General features: G+C 62.4%; 13 protein-coding genes and 1 pseudogene. 2 read left to right on the top strand and 12 right to left on the bottom strand.

Annotated elements, in window-relative coordinates; genetic code table 11:
* Window positions 1–102 precede the first annotated feature (102 nt).
* Window positions 103–723, bottom strand: a complete 621-nt coding sequence (locus ABYF38_RS00510) for a response regulator (protein ID WP_371152183.1) — start codon at window positions 721–723, stop codon at window positions 103–105.
* Window positions 720–2,096, bottom strand: a complete 1,377-nt coding sequence (locus ABYF38_RS00505) for a sensor histidine kinase (RefSeq protein ID WP_371152182.1) — start codon at window positions 2,094–2,096, stop codon at window positions 720–722. Before ABYF38_RS00505 ends, ABYF38_RS00510 begins: the two co-directional genes overlap by 4 nt.
* 139 nt (window positions 2,097–2,235) lie before the next feature.
* Between ABYF38_RS00505 and ABYF38_RS00500 the strand changes: the two genes are divergently transcribed.
* Window positions 2,236–2,748: a fluoride efflux transporter FluC gene (locus tag ABYF38_RS00500; protein ID WP_371152181.1), complete on the top strand. Its 513-nt coding sequence runs from the start codon at window positions 2,236–2,238 to the stop codon at window positions 2,746–2,748.
* Window positions 2,745–3,233, top strand: a complete 489-nt coding sequence (locus ABYF38_RS00495) for a FluC/FEX family fluoride channel (RefSeq protein ID WP_371152180.1) — start codon at window positions 2,745–2,747, stop codon at window positions 3,231–3,233. Before ABYF38_RS00500 ends, ABYF38_RS00495 begins: the two co-directional genes overlap by 4 nt.
* A gap of 20 nt (window positions 3,234–3,253) precedes the next feature.
* Here ABYF38_RS00495 and ABYF38_RS00490 read toward each other — a convergent pair whose 3' ends face one another.
* The 10 genes and pseudogenes from ABYF38_RS00490 to ABYF38_RS00445 all read right to left on the bottom strand — a co-directional run bounded on the left by ABYF38_RS00490 (window position 3,254) and on the right by ABYF38_RS00445 (window position 18,127).
* On the bottom strand, window positions 3,254–5,848 hold the full coding sequence (locus ABYF38_RS00490) for a DEAD/DEAH box helicase (RefSeq protein WP_371152179.1): 2,595 nt from the start codon (window positions 5,846–5,848) through the stop codon (window positions 3,254–3,256).
* Complete coding sequence (locus ABYF38_RS00485) at window positions 5,848–7,842, bottom strand: site-specific DNA-methyltransferase (RefSeq protein WP_371152178.1); 1,995 nt, start codon at window positions 7,840–7,842, stop codon at window positions 5,848–5,850. The genes ABYF38_RS00490 and ABYF38_RS00485 overlap by 1 nt, the downstream gene beginning before the upstream one ends.
* A 120-nt stretch (window positions 7,843–7,962) precedes the next feature.
* Complete coding sequence (locus tag ABYF38_RS00480) at window positions 7,963–9,030, bottom strand: pentapeptide repeat-containing protein (protein WP_371152177.1); 1,068 nt, start codon at window positions 9,028–9,030, stop codon at window positions 7,963–7,965.
* A 195-nt stretch (window positions 9,031–9,225) separates the two neighbouring features.
* The gene (locus ABYF38_RS00475; protein WP_371152176.1) at window positions 9,226–9,789 is read right to left on the bottom strand and encodes a hypothetical protein; all 564 of its coding nucleotides are present in this window, start codon (window positions 9,787–9,789) and stop codon (window positions 9,226–9,228) included.
* A gap of 163 nt (window positions 9,790–9,952) precedes the next feature.
* Window positions 9,953–10,813: a pentapeptide repeat-containing protein gene (locus ABYF38_RS00470; protein ID WP_371152175.1), complete on the bottom strand. Its 861-nt coding sequence runs from the start codon at window positions 10,811–10,813 to the stop codon at window positions 9,953–9,955.
* A 217-nt stretch (window positions 10,814–11,030) separates the two neighbouring features.
* Window positions 11,031–12,175 (bottom strand): IS3 family transposase gene (locus tag ABYF38_RS00465; RefSeq protein ID WP_371152174.1). Its coding sequence is split into 2 segments (ribosomal slippage): window positions 11,031–11,890 and window positions 11,890–12,175, totalling 1,146 coding nucleotides; the frame shifts between segments, so codons are not numbered across the junction.
* 51 nt (window positions 12,176–12,226) lie between these two features.
* Window positions 12,227–13,673, bottom strand: a pseudogene (locus tag ABYF38_RS00460) (IS1634 family transposase).
* 263 nt (window positions 13,674–13,936) lie between these two features.
* Window positions 13,937–15,409, bottom strand: a complete 1,473-nt coding sequence (locus tag ABYF38_RS00455; RefSeq protein WP_371152173.1) for a pentapeptide repeat-containing protein — start codon at window positions 15,407–15,409, stop codon at window positions 13,937–13,939.
* 88 nt (window positions 15,410–15,497) lie between these two features.
* Window positions 15,498–16,409, bottom strand: a complete 912-nt coding sequence (locus ABYF38_RS00450; RefSeq protein ID WP_371152172.1) for an aldo/keto reductase — start codon at window positions 16,407–16,409, stop codon at window positions 15,498–15,500.
* A 122-nt stretch (window positions 16,410–16,531) separates the two neighbouring features.
* Window positions 16,532–18,127 carry a pentapeptide repeat-containing protein gene (locus ABYF38_RS00445; protein ID WP_371152170.1) on the bottom strand — a complete coding sequence of 532 codons (1,596 nt, stop codon included), beginning with the start codon at window positions 18,125–18,127 and terminating at the stop codon, window positions 16,532–16,534.
* Window positions 18,128–18,201 lie beyond the last annotated feature (74 nt).

Here is an 18,201-nt window from a genome sequence, read left to right as displayed (position 1 = left end):
CTCTCAGGAAACTCACGGTTTGTTGGCAGGTCGGTAAGGCACTGGCGTGCGGTTGGGGAAGGCCGGTGCGGCGTCGTCGGCCCAAACGAAAAAGAAAGACCGTTAGATCAGGCCTGTCTCCTGGGCCACGTGGACGGCGCGGGAGCGGGAATCCACGTCAAGTTTGGCGAAAATATGCACCAGGTGGCTTTTGACGGTGGCCTCGGTGACGAACAGAGTGCGGGCGATCTCCCGGTTGGCCGCGCCGGTGGCTGCCAGGCGCAGCACCTCCACCTCCCGCGCCGTCAGCTTGGGCAGTGGGGCGCGCATTCCACGCAGCACGCGGGAGGCCAGGTCAGGAGTGAGCACAGTGTCTCCGTTGGCTGCACGGTGAACTCCGTCCACGATCACCTCCGGGGCCACTTCCTTGAGCAGATAACCGGCCGCGCCCGCCTCGATCGCGCCGAGTATTTCGGCGTCGCGGTCGAACGTGGTCAGGACCAGCACGGCTGGCGCCGGGGAGAGCTGGCGCAATTGAGCCGTGGTTTGAATACCATCCATGCCGCTGCCAAGGCGCAGGTCGCACAACACCACGCTCGGTTGCAGGTGACGGGCCAGGGTTAAAGCCTCCTCCCCCGTGGCCGCTTCACCTACCACCTGCAGGTGAGGGTCCGTCTCCAAGAGCGTGCGCAGTCCGCTGCGGACAATGGGGTGGTCGTCCACCAAGAGCACGGTGATGGTCACGGGGTCTCCTCTACGGTGGCGTCGGTCGCGTCGGTGGATTCGGTAGCGGCTTGGGGAGCCTCGGCAGCAAGCGGGAGGAAGATGGACAGCGCGGTGCCCTCACCGGGCGCAGTCTCGATCTCCAGCCCGCCGCCCAGCTCGCGCAGGCGCGTGCGCATGAACCGTAGGCCGTAGCTGGAAGAGGTAGCGGACTTGCGCTCCCAGGACGGCAGGTCAAAGCCGCACCCATCGTCGATGATGTCCAGGCGCACGGCGTCCCCGGCGTCGATCAGGCTCACCACCACGCGAGAGGCGCCAGAGTGCAGGCGCACGTTAGCCAGCGCCGACTGGGCGGTGCGCAGCAACGCCACCTCCACCTCGGTGGGCAGGATCGGCAGGGACTCATCCACGTGCAGCTGCGTCTCCAGGCTGGCCTCGTCGCGGGCACGGTCCAACATTCGTTGCAATGCGGCCGCCAGTGCGCCGTTTTCCAACTCTGCCGGAGCAAGAGCGGCCACGATCCGCCGCACGTCGGCCAGGCTGCGGCCGGAAAGCTCTTCGACCTGCGCTAGGGCGCGGCCGGCGGCAACGTCGTCCGTGCCGGACTGCGCGGTGTGGGCGATCAGGCGGATGGAGGAAAGGGACTGCGCCACGGTGTCGTGGATGTCGCGCGAAATGCGGGTGCGCTCCGCGATGGCGCCGGACTCGCGTTGAGTGCGGGCAAGCTCGTCGTGCAGCAGCGCCATCTCTTGTTGCGCCACCGTCAAGGAGTCCAGTAATCGCTCGCGTTCTGAGGCGTCGCGCAGCAGCTGCAGGTAGCCGCGCGAGATCGCGAAGGCGAAGACACCGCCGATCACCGGGCCCAGCGTGTGCGCGAAGCTGGCAGAGCCGTGGTGGAGGATGGGCGCGCAGACCGCGATGATCAGGATCGCCACAGAGAACGCCAGTCCCCAGGCCAGCGGCAGCAGGTGGCCGGCGAGGATCCACAACAGGAAGGCCAGCCACACGAACTCCGGCGACACCGCCACGGCCGCCAACCAGATGAAGGCGAAGCCGAGCAGCCACCAGGTGGCCACCTTGCGCGAGTACGGCTTGACCGGGAACACGGTGCCGGCGGTGTGCCAGGCCAGCAGTGCCAGCGCGCACAGGATCGCCACGGGCAGCGCCATCCCGGCGGCGTGGGCGCGCCCGGCCCCCACCAGGGTTAGCGCCGCAGCGATCACGTGCTGGCCAAGTTCCATCGCGCGCACGGTGCGGTGCGAACGCGTGGGCGTGGCCGTGGCGTGGGCGCCGGTGGGCGCTGCGGTGGCGTGAACACCGGCAGGTGCTGCGGTGGCGGCAAGCACCGCTGGCGCAGGGGCTGACGGAGTAGGGGTTGAGGGTGCAGAAGTCATGGCCACTCTCCCTTCACTCGCTTTGGCGCGAATCCACACCACTAGTTCACCAGGATGACGCGCGCCAGGCATCGCAACGATGGGCGAGGTTTCTTTCCAACTTTCGATTGATACCTGCCGCGCCGCAATAATGGGGGCCGTGCCCACCCCCGAACCTGGCAGCCCTGCCAAACCCGAGCTGCCCTACCCCGGCAACGCCGCCCCGCCGCACTCCCGGCGCGATTCCCTGCTGGACGCCGCGCTGGTGGCGGCAGGCGGCGGGACCGGTGCGCTGGCACGCCACCTAGTGATGGTCGGTGCGCCCGACGCCCCGCTCGCCCTGTGGAGCATCAACGTGGTCGGCTCCCTGCTGCTGGGTGTGGTCACCGGCGCGACGCTGCCTAGGCGGGCGCGCCTGACGCTGGGCACGGGCCTGCTTGGCTCCTTCACGTCGTATTCCGCCCTGGCCGCGTTCACGGCGGGCGGCGCGCTGGCCTCCGCCCTGACCTCGGTGGTGGTCGGCGTGCTGGTGGCGGCCGCCGGGCTGGCGGTGGGGGCGCGGGCACGCAGCGGCGGCGTTCCCTGCGTGCCGCAATACGGCGAGTCGCAATACGGCGAGTCGCAATACAGCGAGCCGCCAGACGGCCCTTCCCGAGACGGGGCGGCGCGATGATCGCCGTGGCCGTGTTCGTTGGTGGCGCGCTGGGTGCGCTGCTGCGCCACCTGGTTTTTGCTGCTCAGCCGAGCGCACGCGCGGCCTTCCTGGTGAACGTCGTTGGCTCCTTCGCCTTGGGCGCCCTGCTCTCGGCCGGGCCGGGCGAGCTGTGGCTGGCCGCGCTCGGCACCGGCGTGTTGGGCGGCCTGACCACCTTCTCCACGGTCAGCGTTATCGCTGCGCAGTTGGCCCTCTCCCCCGCGCCACCTGAGCGCCCGGCCGGGGTGGACGACGCTCCCGCCTACCCTGCGAAAAACGCGCCTGCCCCCGTCAGTGCATTGGTGGCCGACGCCGCCTCCCGCCGCCCCAACCACGCGGCCCCTACCTCCCCTGTGCTGTCAGAGGCAGGCATTGCCAGCTTCGCCCGGGCGGCGGCCTTCGCGTTGGCCATGCTGGCGGCGTGTGCACTGGCCGCATGGGCGGGCCGTGCGCTGCTGGGCTGACATGGCGGGCGCATCAACAGTCACAAGGCATTGCTGACGGGTTGGGCAAGGGCTTTGAGGTCTTCCCACGAATCGGCACGGGCGGTGTCCTGCTCGTAGGCGATCAAGTAGCCCCAATTCTGGCCCTCGTACGTGTCCTGAGCCACCAGACGACGAACTAGGGATTCCGCTGCCCCGCGTTTGGCCTGTACTTGGGCGTCATCGCGGCCGCGCTCGGATTTTCCTTCGATGATCCAGTACACTCCGTCTGTGTCTAGAGCAACGAAGTCTGGGAAATAACGGTCCTTAGCGTTGTAGTAGATGAATGCGTGATCCTGCGGATGCAGACGATGCCACCACACGATGCTGGGAGAGGTGTTGAGCAACCGTGCCAGAACGTACTCCCCGGTGTAGGAATCGAATGACTCCTCAGCAAACAACGACTTAAACCAGCCGCTGTATACCCGACCGCGCACAAACTCGTCGCGCGAGTCGACCTGATCATGGACCTCCTCACCTAGTGGCAGAGTGTAGCCCTCACACGGCATTGGTTTGGGGTGGATAGTGGGCACTTCGCGGGTGGCGCGCAGTGTCTCGGCTGTGTAGGCCCGGATGAGGTGGGTAAGCTCGTTTTGCGCCGAGGTCAAAGACTTCACTGTCCAGCTGGTGAAGGACACGTCCTTCATGAATCTTGGTACCAGGAATGCGGCAACGTAGCGTGCGGTCTGCTCGGTCTTGGGAACCAGTTGCATGTTCATGACCAGTTTTACCAGCGCATCCTTGGCGTCGGCGTCCTGGATGTGGACGGAGTCCACCTGGGCGCTTTCGCGGTCCTCGACACGTAGTTTCTTGCCGAGCGCGGCGATGACCTCCTTGCGCAGCAACACTTCTCCGGTAGACGTAACGCGGCGGGCCGCCTGCTCCACCTGCGCATCACCTATATCCGAGAGATCGATCTGTGGCTGCTGCACCTTCATCCTGGTCACTGGGAAGTGGTAGGTAATTTCCGCGAAGGCGGGGTTTCGTTGGATAGATACCGGCTCCCATTGTTGGGCAGGAGTCACGCCGCCCTCGGACACGGGAATAACACGCACCCCAATACCGGGTATCTGCTGGTTACCGTCCCCAGTGATCGGTGGAGTTCCCGGGGAAGTATCCAAGTCTGCAATGTCGTTACGCAAAGAACCTGGCCACGTTGTGGCTTGGCCTTCGCTTTGGTCCCTGCCACGAGTCGCGTCAGGGGCCGTGCTTTCGCGTTCAGAGGTTTGGACGGCGTGACGGATTGCGTTTTCGACGCGGTCCTTGTCACGCTCAGCAAGGGCTTCTTCTAGGCCGAACTGTTCAAGCACGTTCTCGGCATTTAGTAACTCGGTGAAGGACTGGTGGGCAATGATGTCTAGCTGGTCAATCTGGCCCACGCCCGTGTGTTTCCCAAACGGCAGGCGCAGACCACGCCCCATCGTTTGCTGGGTGAGCACCTCTGATGCCATGGCGCGCAGGGTGACCACCACGGCGATGTTCTTAACGTCCCAGCCCTCTTTGAGCTTGTTCACGCTGACCACGGCAAGTACCTCAGACCTAGGGCGGTCTAGTTCGTCCAGACGGCGCTGGGTCAGCTCGTCTTCATGCTTGGAATCGACCTGCAATACGGCCTCGTCCTTGCCCAGATACTCAGGGGTGCGCAGAAGGTCAGCTACCTGGGTGGCGTGCTCTACGTCGGAGCAGACAACGAACACCACCGCCTTCACCGATGGTCTGTTTTGGCTGGCCGCATAGGTGTCGTAGTGGGCCTGCTTGATGGAGCGTAACTGTAGGGCGTCGCGCAGTTGCTGTTCCTCAGATGCCTGATCAGTGCCGTAGCCAGCTTTGCGGAAGGCCAGGACTGGGGCCTTGACGTACCTGTCTTGAATTGCCCGGTAGAGGGGGTACTCGTAGATCACGTGGTCGGTTTTCTTGTCGACCGAAGCGGTCAACCCGATCGTCGCCGCCGGGTCAAGTTCCTTTAGCGCTGCGTTGAACGCGACTGCACTGGAACCGTAGAGGTGGGACTCGTCTGCGATGACCACTAGATCATCAAGGGCTTTCAAGTAGTCGAAGAGCACTCCGGCGTTTTCGTCAAAGCGGCGGGGTTTGCGGCGCAACGCATCCACCGAGGATCCATGCGTGTCGCCCTCAGCGTCCTTGGGGGCGATCAACTGCTGGATGTTGAATATAAACGCCAGCATTGGCACTTCCCCGCCAGAGGAGAGCAGAGCTTGGCCATTTTGCCGGGCAATCCACGCGGAGTAATCCTGCGGAGTAACCACTTCGGGAGGCACAGCAGAGCCGGTGATGTAACGGTGGGTGCCGGGAGTGAAGTTCTGCACGGTCTTTGCCTGCACCGTCTTACCCGGGGTGACGATCACAACGTTACTCACCCCCTGGCGGCGCAGGTATTCCACGAACGCTGCCATCAGGTAGGTTTTGCCCACGCCGGTAGCGAGGTTGAGCACCTGCATAACCGAAGGTTCATAGGCGCCATCCAGGGTAAAGATTAGTTGGCGCAGTGCCTCCTTATTTGGGGAGCGTAGGTCGAACTCGGAACTGACCGACTCAAGCAAGTCGGAGTCAAAACCGATGTTTAGGCGTTTTGCCATCACTCCCTACCACCTTCGCTGAAGCGGAACAGATCATCCGGTAAGGCCACTACCCGGGAGCCCTTGACTGTCTTGCGCAGGTGCTGGCGGACTCCATCCATAACCGCAGTGGCGGCGAGCACAATCGTCTCACCGGGTTCGACCTGGCAGGCGAGCCAGTCCACCACCTCAATCGTGGCTACACCCTCGATCACCTTCAATAATGCCTTGCCGCGCTGTGCGTCAAAGATGTAGTCATCATCCGGGTGAAGCAGCGTGAAACCAAGGTTAGCGGCCACAGACTCAATAAGTGTTTGACCAGTTGCATCCCGTGTGAGCATTACTCGATCCAAGGCGGGGTCGTAATCGAAACAGGCTGGGGACAGGTGAGCTACCTGGAAACCGCCACCACCACGCCAGTTCACCACGTCCTTGGTGCGCATGGTCTTTGCGGCAGTCTTCAACGCTTTTATCCGAGCATCTTTCTTCGCTTCGGGATCATCCGCGATCAGCTTGTTCAACACACTGGTGAACTTGGCGGCGTCCTCCGGGCTGACCCCTTCAGGTAGTTCAATGCCATCAGCAGCAACCCGCTCGCCCTTCGTGCGCGTGATCCCACCGGGATCTTGGTTGTTCACAACCTTTTCCAGACGCGGGCGAGTGAAGGTGGTGAACGTGGACTCCAGTAGCTCGCAGGTCACCCAACGCCGGCCCATCTTCTGAGCCACTGCCGCAGTAGTGCCAGAACCAGCGAACACATCCAAAACAATGTCACCAGGGTTGGAACCAATATGGATGATACGTTCCAGTAGGCGCTCAGGTTTGGGGGTCGCAAATGGGACAGTCTCGGAAAATAAAGCTTTAATCTCAGATTTGGCTGCGCGATTGTGGCCAACAGCTCCGTTTTCCCACCATGTCCGTGGATTGTGGCCCTCTGTGGGAATATAGGCTTTCCTCCCGATGCCGCCGGTGGAGCGAATGAGGATTTCTGGAAGGGGGGTACCAGACAATCTCCTAGCGTTAACGAGCTCTCTCGCTTTTTCCAACGAAACATCGAGTACCAAAGCGCACACATCGTCGGAGGCTTTCGCCCTAGAGACTCCTTCGTTATCTGCACGCCAGTCGGCGTCGTGCAGATTTAGTAAGCGGTATGGAGCCCAATCGTTAAGTGCGGCAAGAATGCGGGGTTGGGAGTAGCGCCAGCTTGCCCCCTTGGGTGGGCGCATCATTTCACCTGTGAGCGGATTCTGGATCGCATAACACATTCCGCCAGAACCGTCGCCATGATTCCCTGAGGGGTCTCCATCCCACCAGGGACCGCGGGGGTCGTCATCGGGATTGGAGAAACGTGCATTATCCGCTTCCGTGCGAAGCATCTTGTTGGGGAGGAAGTTCACACTCTTTCCGTAAACAAGGATAAAATCCTGGTCTACGGAAAAGCCGCTTCCCCTTCGTGGGGAATCTGCTTTTTGCCAAACAACCTCAGCCTGAAAGTTAGTGGAGCCGAATACTTCATCTAAGAGTAACCGCATTCGGTGTACTTCGACGTCGTCTAGGTGCACCCAGATGGAGCCGTCGTCAGCAAGCAACTTCTTCATGTGGATAAGCCGGTCGCGCATCATCGTGAGCCAGATGGAGTGCTCAAGGTTGTCCTCGTAGGACGCAAACGTCTGCGCGGTGTTGAAAGGTGGGTCGATGTATATCAGCTTGACCTTGCCGACGTACTTCTCAGCCAGCTCGGGTACGCGGGTCAGAGCTTCTAGGACGTCGCCAGACTCACCCAGAATGAGCAGGTTGTCTTCCTGCGGGGCCAGGTCAGCCCGCTCAGAGTACTCAAACTGATCCGACTTCGGTGTCTGGACACCTTGCACGTAGTCGTCGTAGATCAGGGTGTGCGTTTCGCAGTAGCGCGGATCTAATGGATCAACCCAGGTGTAGCCGTATTTGCCGACCTCAGTGGGGATGAGGGCCTTGTCCTTGTTGTACCAGGTGAGCTGAAGGCGCTGTGCTGTCATCTACTGAGGTTCTCTTTCGGAGGATGGCTGACATCGACGTTCATTATCGACGCTGCGGGGCTTGCTGGCCAGTGGCCAGGAACCCGAGAACGCGGTCGCAGCCGGGGTAGGGACGGCGGGTCAGGTGGAGGGGGCGGGAGGAACGTCGTCCACGGGGAAAGCACCGTACGGCATGCCGTTGCTCTCCACCGGGATCGGGCCGAAATCCGTGCCACGCGGGAAGGCGGCCGTGAGGAAGTAGGTGGGTCCGGTGAAGGTGGCGCCAAAGAAACTGGCCGGGCCGTGGCAGGTGGCCCCCTGCAAATCCAGGGCTCCGTGGCAGGTGGCGGCCTCCATACTCAGGCCACGCCAGAACACCGCGCCGGGCAGAAGCAGGTCTTGGCGGAAGGTGGCGGAATGGAGGTTGACGTCCCCGTGGAAGACGCACCTGGTGAAGTTCACCCGGTTGTTAAAGACGCAGTAGTCGAAGCTGACGGCGCGCGTGAAGGCGGTGTTGTGGAAGCGGAACTCGCAGTCGCTCCACGAATGCTTGGCCGGCACGGTGGACAGACCAAGGCCGGCGCCCTCGGGGCTGCGCGTGTGGGCGGCCATGATTTTGAGGATCTGCTCCTCGATTTGCACGAAAAGGGAGGAGGGGGCGAACGAGGGGCGGGTCAGCATCGGAACGGCGCGGTCGGCGAAGGCCCGCTCGGGGTGCTTTCGGTAGTAACGCAGGTAGGAGCACAGAAGCGTGACGATGCGCTGCTTGTAGGGCCCGCCCATGGTGTGTGCGACGTTGACGAGGGCGTGAACGGCGGCCTCGCGCTCGCGGAGGGAGAGTGAGACTAGGTTCTTAAGCTCCCGCTCGATCGTGGCCTCAGCCTGGTGGTGGCGCAGCCAGCCGATCAGGATCAAAGCGCCGATGATGATTACGCCGATTAGGAACAAAGGGAAGGTCGGGTTGTTGTTGCGGGTCGCCGCGTTCCAGAAGTCGGTCAGCCAGCTGGAGGCGCCGTGGCGCTCGACGTAGCGGTAGCCGCCGAACACCAACAGCAGCGGCACGCTCACCACCAGCGCCCAGGTGATGGCGCTGCGGCTCCCCTTACGGCGGGATTTGGCAGGCTGACGCGGCGCGGGGGCGGAGGTGGCGGTGGGGCCGGGCGCTGGGTTGGGGGTGTGGCCGGGTGTGGAGTTGGGGCGGGCGGTCATGTAAATGGTTCTACCAGAAACGCGTTCGGTACGGCGGCGCGGGGTGGCCATGGCGGGGTTCGGTGCCGTGGGCGGGGTGGGCAGTGTTTGGGCGGTGCTGTTTTCGGTTGGCACCGATGACCGCAGCAGTACAGCCTCGGTCGGGAGGAGTGACTGCCTGCCAGGCGGGTAGATTTTGAATCGCGAAGGGGGTCTTTATTCTTGGGGACGTTTGTAGATGAAATCCGAGAATAGGGGTGCGCCATCTGGGGCCATGTAGGCCTCAAAAAGGTCCTTTATCGGAACGGTAACGATATGGGACAAGTAGGTCGGTTCCAATGGCATATTTGATCCCTCAAATACGCGCATCGGGTAAAGTTGCCCCGTTTTGGTGTCGCGAAGTGTGTAGTAGTATTCGTCTAGCTTATGCGGCGCAAAGCCTTCCTTGATGCTCCGCGCCATTCGATATACGTCGAATCGTGGGAGGTGTGCGATTTGTCTATAATCTGCACACATGGCGGCGATAACGCGCCTTTCAATTAGTTTCAAATCGGTTGCAAAAAAGTTGAACGCTGGAGGGTTGGTGCGCTCGAAACGCCCTAGCCGGTACTCCTCGCCATCCTTCTCGATTAAGTAGGTTAGGCTCGCAGGGTGCCATATCGTGTAACCGTCCCGGTGGGCCTCAATGGTCCAATTCAATTGCCCCGACTCTGCGAGCCTGACGAACTCCTTTGAAAATGAAAAATCTACCATGGTGATGCTTCTAACTCTGTCGATCACTTAATTGAAACGTGTTCAGCTGTGTGCGCGGGATTCGAGCGATGGTTGATATCAATCGCTGCGAGGGTGGCAGCGAAATTGGGGCGGGCGGTCATGTAAATGGTTCTACCAGAAGCGCGTTGCGTACGGCGGCGCGGGGTGGCCATGGCGGGGTTCGGTGCCGTTACGGCTCCAGGGGTGCCCCGCCCGGGCCAGTCGCGCCCACGAAGCTCGGTGGCTGGGCGAAGTGGACGCCAGTGAAGTCGACGCCGCCCTCAAACCGCACACCGTCAAAGCGCACGGGCCCGTCAAAACGGGCGCCGGCAAAACGCACGGGCTCGCGGAACGTCGTGCGCGTGAAATCCGCGCCGGCGGCAAAGATCGAGTTCTTGAAATCGGCCTTGCCGTTGACTTCGCAGTGGTCAAAGTTGAAGGGAACCAAGAAATGCGAGGGTACGCCGAAGGAGTGAAATGACAGGTTGCAATCGCGCCAGTCGCGCATAGAAGGGTCTGCCGCTGCGGTGCTACCGGCGGAGGAGGCGGCGGCAGGTTGGGCAGGAGATTGCGGCCGAAAGCGGGCCCTCAGGGCCTCGATTACGTGGCTTTGCTCCTGCGCCAGGCCGCGCTGTTTGGCCAGCTGTGCCTGGTCAAAGTCTCCACCCTCGGGATGCTCAAAGAAGGCATCCACCGTGATCTTGCTGGGCGCCGCGCACAAGATGCCGACCACCTGCGCCCTGTACTTGCCGCCAAATGTGTCGGCAATGGAGATCAGTTGGTTGATTCCCGCCATGCGGGTGGCTGGGTCGTCGGAGATGCTCTTGGACACGGCCTTACTGATGCCGGTGGATGCGCTGTTCCACCTCCACAGGCACGGGCCCCACTTGAACGCAGCCGCAAGCAGTACCACCCCGGCGACGGCGAGCACGTACCCAAGGGTGTGGGGGCTAAAGGCTTGCTTCTGGGTGAGGAACAAGACGAGGGAAACCAACGCCAACCCGCCGAAGGAGGAAGAAAAGACGACGATGGCTTCCTTGTGCTCTTTCAAGTCAGGGGTTTCTCCTGAGTGCGGCGCTGCGCGCAGAAGTGTGCACGGCTAAGTTACGGGTCACTGGCCGTGGTAACCGTAGCGAGAGCGAAACAGAGAGCAGGGGTGGTGGTAGAAGCGGCGGGTTCGTGCTTCTCCAGGGCCATAAGGGCTATTCGTGAATCAACCTGACTTGGACCTCTTTAGTAACCAGGTGGGTCTGGTGCAAGTTTTGGTGTCAGTTTGTGTAGATTGTTTCGTATTCGATTGGTGTGAGTTTGCCTAGGCGGGCTTGGCGGCGTCGGCGGTGGTAGGTGGATTCGATCCAGTGGCGGATGGCGGTGGCTAGTTCCTGACGGGTTTCCCACTTGCGGGTATTGAGCACGTTCTTCTGTAAAAGCGCGAAGAAGGACTCCATGGCAGCGTTGTCCGCACACGTACCGGCCTGTCCCATGGACTGGACCAGCCCGTAGGCGCGGGCAGCTTGCCGGTAGGCCGTGGAAGTGAACTGCGCACCACGATCTGAATGGATTACACACCCGGCTGGTGGGTGGCGGTCTGCTACCGCCTGGGCCAAAGCGTTAACCGCGAGAGAAGCGCTCATGGACGTAGCACTGCTAAGAGCCACGATCCGGTTAGACCACACGTCCTTGATCGCACACACATACAACTTGCCCTGAGTGGTGGGATGTTCGGTGATGTCAGTAAGCCAGAGACGGTTAGGCCCATCGGCATGAAAGACCCGCCCAACCAGATCAACCCCAACGCTTCTAGCGCTCTTGGTGGTCTTGGTCTTGCCTTTGGGTGCAGTAATAGACCTAATGCCCAACTCGTGACAGATCGACCACACCGTGCGGCTAGCCACCTTGACTCCCTGGCGGGCCAGCTCATCGGTAATCAGCCGGTAGCCAAAAGCAGGATCAGCACTATGGATGGCCCTCACCCGTTCCTTTAAGTAGCTACGGCGTTGTTCTAGCCGGCTTTGCCTACACCCGCGCCACCGGTAGAAAGGCTGGCGGGCGATACCAAGCACCCGGCAGATCCGACTAACCGCTATGCCCAAACCAGCTAGTTCTTCTACCAGGGGGTAGATCATTTTGGGTTCACATCACGGGCCAGGTAAGCCGCCGCCCTTCTAAGGATGAAGCACTCTTCTTCCTTCAACCGCAACTGGCGCTCTAACTGCGCGATACGAGCCTTGTCCTCACCCGCACTAGCCTTGAGCACACCCTTAGAAACCTGCTCGCGTCTGATCCAAGCATCCAGAGTCGAACCCCCAATCCCAAAATCAGCTGCTACCTGCGCCAACGTCATCCCAGCAGGACGATTCAACGCAAAACGCACCACATCCTGACGGAATTCCGGCGCATACTTCCTGGGCATCACAGCCCCCTCCCGCGAGACCAACAGCCCCGCAACCAGTGACACCAACCATTACACCATTCCCGGTAGGTGGTTGAGGATGGCGTGGGCGTCTGGGCCCGGGTCGGGTTTTGCGGTGACTTCGTGTCCGGCGATTTCGGTGGTGACTTCCCGCAGGGGGCGTAGTGTGCGCACGATCTTCTTGATTGACACGCCGGTTACTGCCTGGAGGTGACGGGCGATGGCTAACGCGGTGTAGACGATGGTGAGGTGGGCCTCGATTGACTCGCGGACGTGGTGGAACATGGGCCGGGCAGATAGGTCGGTCTTGGCCATACGGAAGGACTGTTCCACGTGCCATAACTGGTGGTACTGGTTGATCACGCCCGCGCCGTCCAACACGGTGGTTGGGATGTTGGTGACGTAGCCCTTGAGGCCGGCCAGGTCTCGCGCTTTTTGAATAGCGGCCTCATCCAGGCGTGTCTGGGTGCCCGTCTTCTTCAGGAATCGGGCTGTTTTCGGGCGGGTCTGGCCAGCCAGAATCGCCCTGGCACGGTTCTCCTGGGCGGTGATTGTGGTGTTATCACGCACAAACCGTTTGCGCGAGTACTGGTAGACCACCCTGCGGGTTTTGCTCCCCATTCGTGTCGTTGTCTCCACGATCTGCCCGTCGGTCATGAACGTGCCGTGGCTGTGGAAGTGGTCGGCCAGGTCATGGGGAGCCTTGGCGATACGGGAACCAACAATGAAGCCGTAACCCGCCTCTTCCAAGGCATCCAGGTTGGCTGCGCAGAGCATGCCTGCATCGGCAACCACGACAAGGTCTTTGACCCCGTGCAGAGCACGCATTTCCTGCAAGACCGGTAAGAGTGTGCGGGTTTCGGCCCTGTTGCCCTCGAAACAGCCAATCTGCAACGGGAACCCGGTGGAGTCAACGAGCAAGCCGACCACGACTTGCGGGTCCACGCGGCGTTCCTTGCAAGTAGCCGACCTTGCGTAGCTCGTCTTCCTTCGGGGCCTGGAAATACAAGGTCGTCACGTCGTACAAACACAGAGCCAGAGTGCCGCGCGCCAACGCGTGCTTGTAGCAGGCCTTGGCGATCTTGCCGCGGTAATTACGTTCCTGACAGCGCTTGAGTGCACGTTTGATCGTGGAGCGATGCGGGGCAGCAATCCCCAACTCCTCCAGGATCCGGATCGTTTCTACCTTTGAGGCCGGCTCGACCAGCCGGGCCAACACGAGCTGGCGAAATGCTTCGTCGTCCACCACCGAAAATCCCAGGCGGTACCACGCCTGTTCCAACACACCCCACAACAAACGTGAGGCCTGGCCTTTAACTACTGGCGCTGCCAGCCAGGTGCCCTGACGCTCAGGGGTACAAACACCATCCAGATCGAGTTCTGCTTGGCCGGCGTGCATGCGTTCGTGTGCCAGGCGGACCAGCACGGCCAGTTCAGCCTCGTTGTGAGCCGAGCCCAGGTGCGCCAAGACGACCTGACGGCCATGCTCCTTGGTCATGATCTGCACGGCCACAGCCCCCGAGGACGTCCTCACCTTTCGAACATACGGGCTCACCACAGCAACTCTACCCAGCCGCTAGTAACCCGCACTCCCACCAAGAAGCCCGGAAACACAACAAAAACACCCCACCCACACCCCAAAAACACCACCAGAGGTCCAAGTCAGGTCAACCTCCGGAGAGGTGCCCTAGCAGCGCAGCGATAACGGTATCGCCGATGGTGGAGGCAGCGAAAGCGGCGCCAGGTGGTTCCGGTGGGCCCCTAAGGCGCGGGGTCATCGTCCCACCGGGCGCCGAGCGGTAGCTCAGCGCCTGCCGGAAGAAGTGGACCAAACGGGGAGTGCCCGTGAGTGTTAATGTACGCGTCTTGTGCCCTCCGGTTGAAGGCGCTGTCGTCGAATCTGGCCCTGCCGGTTAAGGTGCTGCCGTCGAAGCTGGCCTCGTCGTTGAAGGTGCTGGCGTAGAAGCTGGCCCCGCCCTTGAAGGTGCTGCCGTCGAAGGTTACCTCGCCCTTGAAGGTGCTGCGGTTGAAGCTGGCCTGCCTGCGGAAGGTGCTGCCGTCGAAGCTGGCCTCGTCGTTGAAGGTGCTGTCGTAGAAGATGGCCCAGTCGTTGAAGGTGCTGCCGTGGAATCTGGCCCTGCCGGTGAAGGTGCTGCCGTCGAATCTGGCCCAGCCGGTGAAGATGCTGCCGCTGAAACTTACTTCACGCGCAAAATGGCATTCTTTGAATGTGATGTCACCGATGAAGATTCTGGATTTGAAGTTTAGTGGTTCGATGAAGCATGCGCCGTGTAGATCAAACTGGCACTCGCTCCATGAAGGCGTGGCCTCTGCTGTGGCGGCCTGAGTGTCGGCAGCGTCCTGTTTGTGTAAGTGAGACGCGAGAACCTCGAGGATAGTTGACTCAACTGGCCCGTCGTCGGATTCGTAGAATCTTTGTGCTTTTGAACCTCCGGTCTTTACATCGGCATTCTCAACCATATCCTTTTCTGCCTTGCGCTCAACAAACTTGCCCCGCGTGGTGCGCAGATAGCCGCAGAGTATGTTCACTACGCGCTGCTTGTAGTCGCCCAGGTAAGCGTCTGCAACGTCGGCCAGTGCATAAACGCCCGCGATTCGAACTTGGGGAAACTCCGAGCCGAGTTGCTCTACAGCTGCTACGAGCTGCGCTTCGGCCTCCCGTCTATCTGCCCGAGCCTCTTCGCGTTCCTGCGATGCACGCGTGCGGTACTTGATTACGAGGAATGCGACTCCACCTATTCCACCGATGACGGCGAGCGCAAGCTTCATTGCTTCGTAGGTGTCTGGACCCGCTCCTGCTGTCTTCCACACGCACTGGAGGTTTGCAACGAATCCGTTTGCAGCGTCGAAACACGCTTTCTTGATGGCCTGTGGACTGCCTGTAGGAGAGTTTGCCGTCGCGGAGTTGTATGCCCAAAGGCCAAACAATCCCGTGAGAGCGCTAAGGCCAACTGTTACCCAGAAGGCTATGACGAGAAACAGCGGCCATCTGTGAAACCAGGCTTTCAGATGCCTCAGCGTTGCCCGGAAGAGATACATGTAGAGCCGCACTAGGAAGTCGAGGGGAGCAAGGAGCGAAGCTACACGGCGCCTCGCTGGCTCAGTTTGCGCTTTGAGGGCAGCCAACTTTGCCCTGAAGATGCGTTCCTTTTCTTCACTGGTTTTGTCGGCCCACTCAGAACCGGAACCAGCGTGGTACCCGTCCCTAGTCATGAGACGGTTATACCAACGAAAGCGAGAAGACTCGAGAAACCATCAGGTGACGTTGCCTTTCTCCCCGAACGCCCGCTACTCGCGCCCTTCACGGCAGCACGTGGCCTGCTGCGCGGTAGAGCTCGTAGAAGTGCTCCCGGCTCAGCTCCAAATCGCTGGCCGCCGCGATTCGCGCCAGCCGCTCACCCTTGGTGGTGCCGGTGACCACCTGGGTGCCGCCGACCCGCAGGATCCACGCCGCCGGGATAGCCTCCGGCGCCACGCCGTACTCGCCAGCCAGGCGCTCGATGACCTCGTTGAGCTTGCCCCAGTTTTCCCGATCCCCCATGAAGGTGCGCCACCGCTTGGTGTCCATGTACGGCGAGTACGCCTGGAGCACCACGCCGTCCTCCCGCGCCGCCTCCAGCAGCCCCGCGTCCCGCGACGGCGACAACTCCGTGGACAGCATGTTCACCGTCAGGTGCGCCGCCACCAGCGCCGGGTGCGCCAGCGAGAACTGCACCTGGTTGGCCGCCACCCACTTAGACTCCAGCGACCTCATCTGCCGCGCATTGTGGTTAGACACACCAAAGGCCCGCACCTTCCCGGCCGCGTACAGGTCCTCAAACGCCCGCTCGATCTCATCGGCGTCCGCCAACACGTCGGGCCGGTGAATCAACAGCACATCCACGTAATCGGTGCGCAGCGCCACCAGGGATTCCTCCACGCTGCGCACAATGTGCTCGTACGACGAGTCGTAAAATCCCGGCCTAATCCCCGTCTTGGTCTGCAACTGCACGGCCTCGCGCTCCACACCCACGGCCCCAAACAGCTCCTCGCAAACGTGCCGTGCCCCGCCGTAAATATCCGCGTGGTCAAAGAACGTCAGCCCGCTCTCCAGCGCGCTATCCACAAACGCCCGGCGCCCGGCGTCGTCCAACTCGTTAATCCGCATGCAACCGACCGCGATGTTCGGTACCTCGATTGCTTCGCCCGGCCCATGCAGCACGACGTTGCGCATCTCTTCCTCCTCATCGCGCCGCCCCGTTGCTTAGCCACCGGGCAATATGGTCGCCGGCGGCTCGCGCTCCCCCAAGCCTATTTCCACCGGCGTTCTGATAAGCGCGCAACGCGCGCGATTTCCTACTCAGGCCGATTGGCGGGATTGGAAAAGACCGCGCCCGCAAACCAGTTCTGGCGGGCGTGCTTGGTGCGGTCGGCGTAGACGGGTCCCTCAAAGAGCGCGCCGTCAAACCGAGGCGGGCGGCGGAAACTCGCCCCCGCGTAGACCGCCTCGCCGGTGAAGCGGGCGCCCTGGAAGGTAGCCCCGGGCCCAAAGGTAGCCGTGGAAAAGCGCACACCGGTGTGGAAGGCATCATCCATGTAGCGGGGAACCGTCGCGTTCGGGTCCGCCCCGAACATCACGCCCGCAAAGCTCGCGTTCTCACCAAAGCTAGCGGAGAAGAAGTCCACCCCGCGCGCAAACTCCGCGCCGTCAAAGTCGGCCCCGGCCCCGAAGCGGCTGCCGTCAAAGGAAGTGAAGGAGGCAAACGCACAGCCCCGGAAGTTGGCCCGCGCCCCGAAACCGGCCCCGGAGCACTCCGCCGTGTCCGCAAAGCGCGCCCCGGCAAAGCTCGCGCCGCGGCCCAGCAAGGCGTTCGTGCAGGAAAACCCACCCTGTACGGTGAGCCCGGCGAAGTCAGCCCCCTCCGCCAGCATCGCGGCGGTGAAGTCGCAGCTGGCGCGGAAGGCCGCCCCGGCAAAACCGGTCCTGGCCGGGAACCGCGCCAGCACGAACTTGGTGTGACCGCCAAACTCCGCGCTGGTGAAGTCCGCGCCCCGCCAGAACCTTGCACGGGAGAAGTTCGCGTTCCCCTGCAACTCCGCGCCTGCAAAGGAAACGGGGGCAAAGAACTCGCAGCGCTCGAACTCCACGGGGGCGGTGAGCACTGCGCCGGTGAGATCGAAGCAGCATGCGCTCCAGGACGTCTTGGCAGGTGCGCGCAGGTGGGTGGAGATGAGCTCCAGGACCGCCCGCTGGGTCTCAGCAGCCGCCTCGTCGTGCGCCGCCGTGGCGGGTGCCCCTTCGCGGGCAGCCCCGGCCGCCACCTCCGACGCTCCCGACGCCTCGTCCGACCGCCTCGCCACCTCCGACGCCTTTACCCCGCTCCCCCGCAGGTAGCCGCACAGCGCGTCCACGACGCGCTGCTTGTAGACGCCCCGGTGTAAGTCGGCCAACTCCCCCAGCGCGCGCACCGCTTCGAGCCGCGCATCCTCCTCGGGCGCGCCCAAACCAAGCGCGGCCCGCTCGATCCGGGCCAGCACCTCGCGGTGGCGTGCGCGCCGCAGCACCGGCCCACCAAATGCACGTGCAACTGGCCCGCCGTGCAGCCACAGTCCCAGGCGCCGCCAGAGCCCGGCCTGCCCAAGCCACCACAGCGCGCCGACCACCAGCACCAGGCAAACCAGCGTCTGTAGCAGGAGCGGCCAGGCGGCAACGTCGTCCCACCAAGGCCAGCTCGCCGCCCGCCAGCCTCGCCAGGCCGGTCCCGGCGCCCACAACAAGGCGGCTGCAGCCAGGTGCGCGCCACCGATCCGGGTGGCGGCCTGCTGGCTGCGCGTGAGCACGGCGCGGCGCAGGCGCGGCATCCCGTATTGCAGGAACTGAAAGAACAGCAGCACCAGTGCCACCAGGGGCGTTACCACCACCCCCAACAGCACTTTCGCTACCTTGCGCACACGCGAATTCTAGGCCTGCCTTATTCCCGCCCGGCCACTCGCACCCTGCCGCAGGCCCGCCCCGCCTGCCCGCC

The organism is Buchananella sp. 14KM1171 (genome assembly GCF_041380365.1).
Lineage (GTDB): Bacteria > Actinomycetota > Actinomycetes > Actinomycetales > Actinomycetaceae > Buchananella > Buchananella felis.
Note: the sequence above shows the minus strand (reverse complement) of the source record. Positions and strands in the feature narration are given on the sequence as shown.

What these genes read in the sequence shown, in the direction of transcription:
- ABYF38_RS00490 (WP_371152179.1), bottom strand. Translation starts at nt 5,848, where the DNA reads ATGGCAAAACGCCTAAACATCGGTTTTGACTCCGACTTGCTTGAGTCG.
- ABYF38_RS00455 (WP_371152173.1), bottom strand. Translation starts at nt 15,409, where the DNA reads ATGACTAGGGACGGGTACCACGCTGGTTCCGGTTCTGAGTGGGCCGAC.
- ABYF38_RS00450 (WP_371152172.1), bottom strand. Translation starts at nt 16,409, where the DNA reads ATGCGCAACGTCGTGCTGCATGGGCCGGGCGAAGCAATCGAGGTACCG.
- ABYF38_RS00480 (WP_371152177.1), bottom strand. Translation starts at nt 9,030, where the DNA reads ATGACCGCCCGCCCCAACTCCACACCCGGCCACACCCCCAACCCAGCG.
- ABYF38_RS00505 (WP_371152182.1), bottom strand. Translation starts at nt 2,096, where the DNA reads ATGACTTCTGCACCCTCAACCCCTACTCCGTCAGCCCCTGCGCCAGCG.
- ABYF38_RS00485 (WP_371152178.1), bottom strand. Translation starts at nt 7,842, where the DNA reads ATGACAGCACAGCGCCTTCAGCTCACCTGGTACAACAAGGACAAGGCC.
- ABYF38_RS00495 (WP_371152180.1), top strand. Translation starts at nt 2,745, where the DNA reads ATGATCGCCGTGGCCGTGTTCGTTGGTGGCGCGCTGGGTGCGCTGCTG.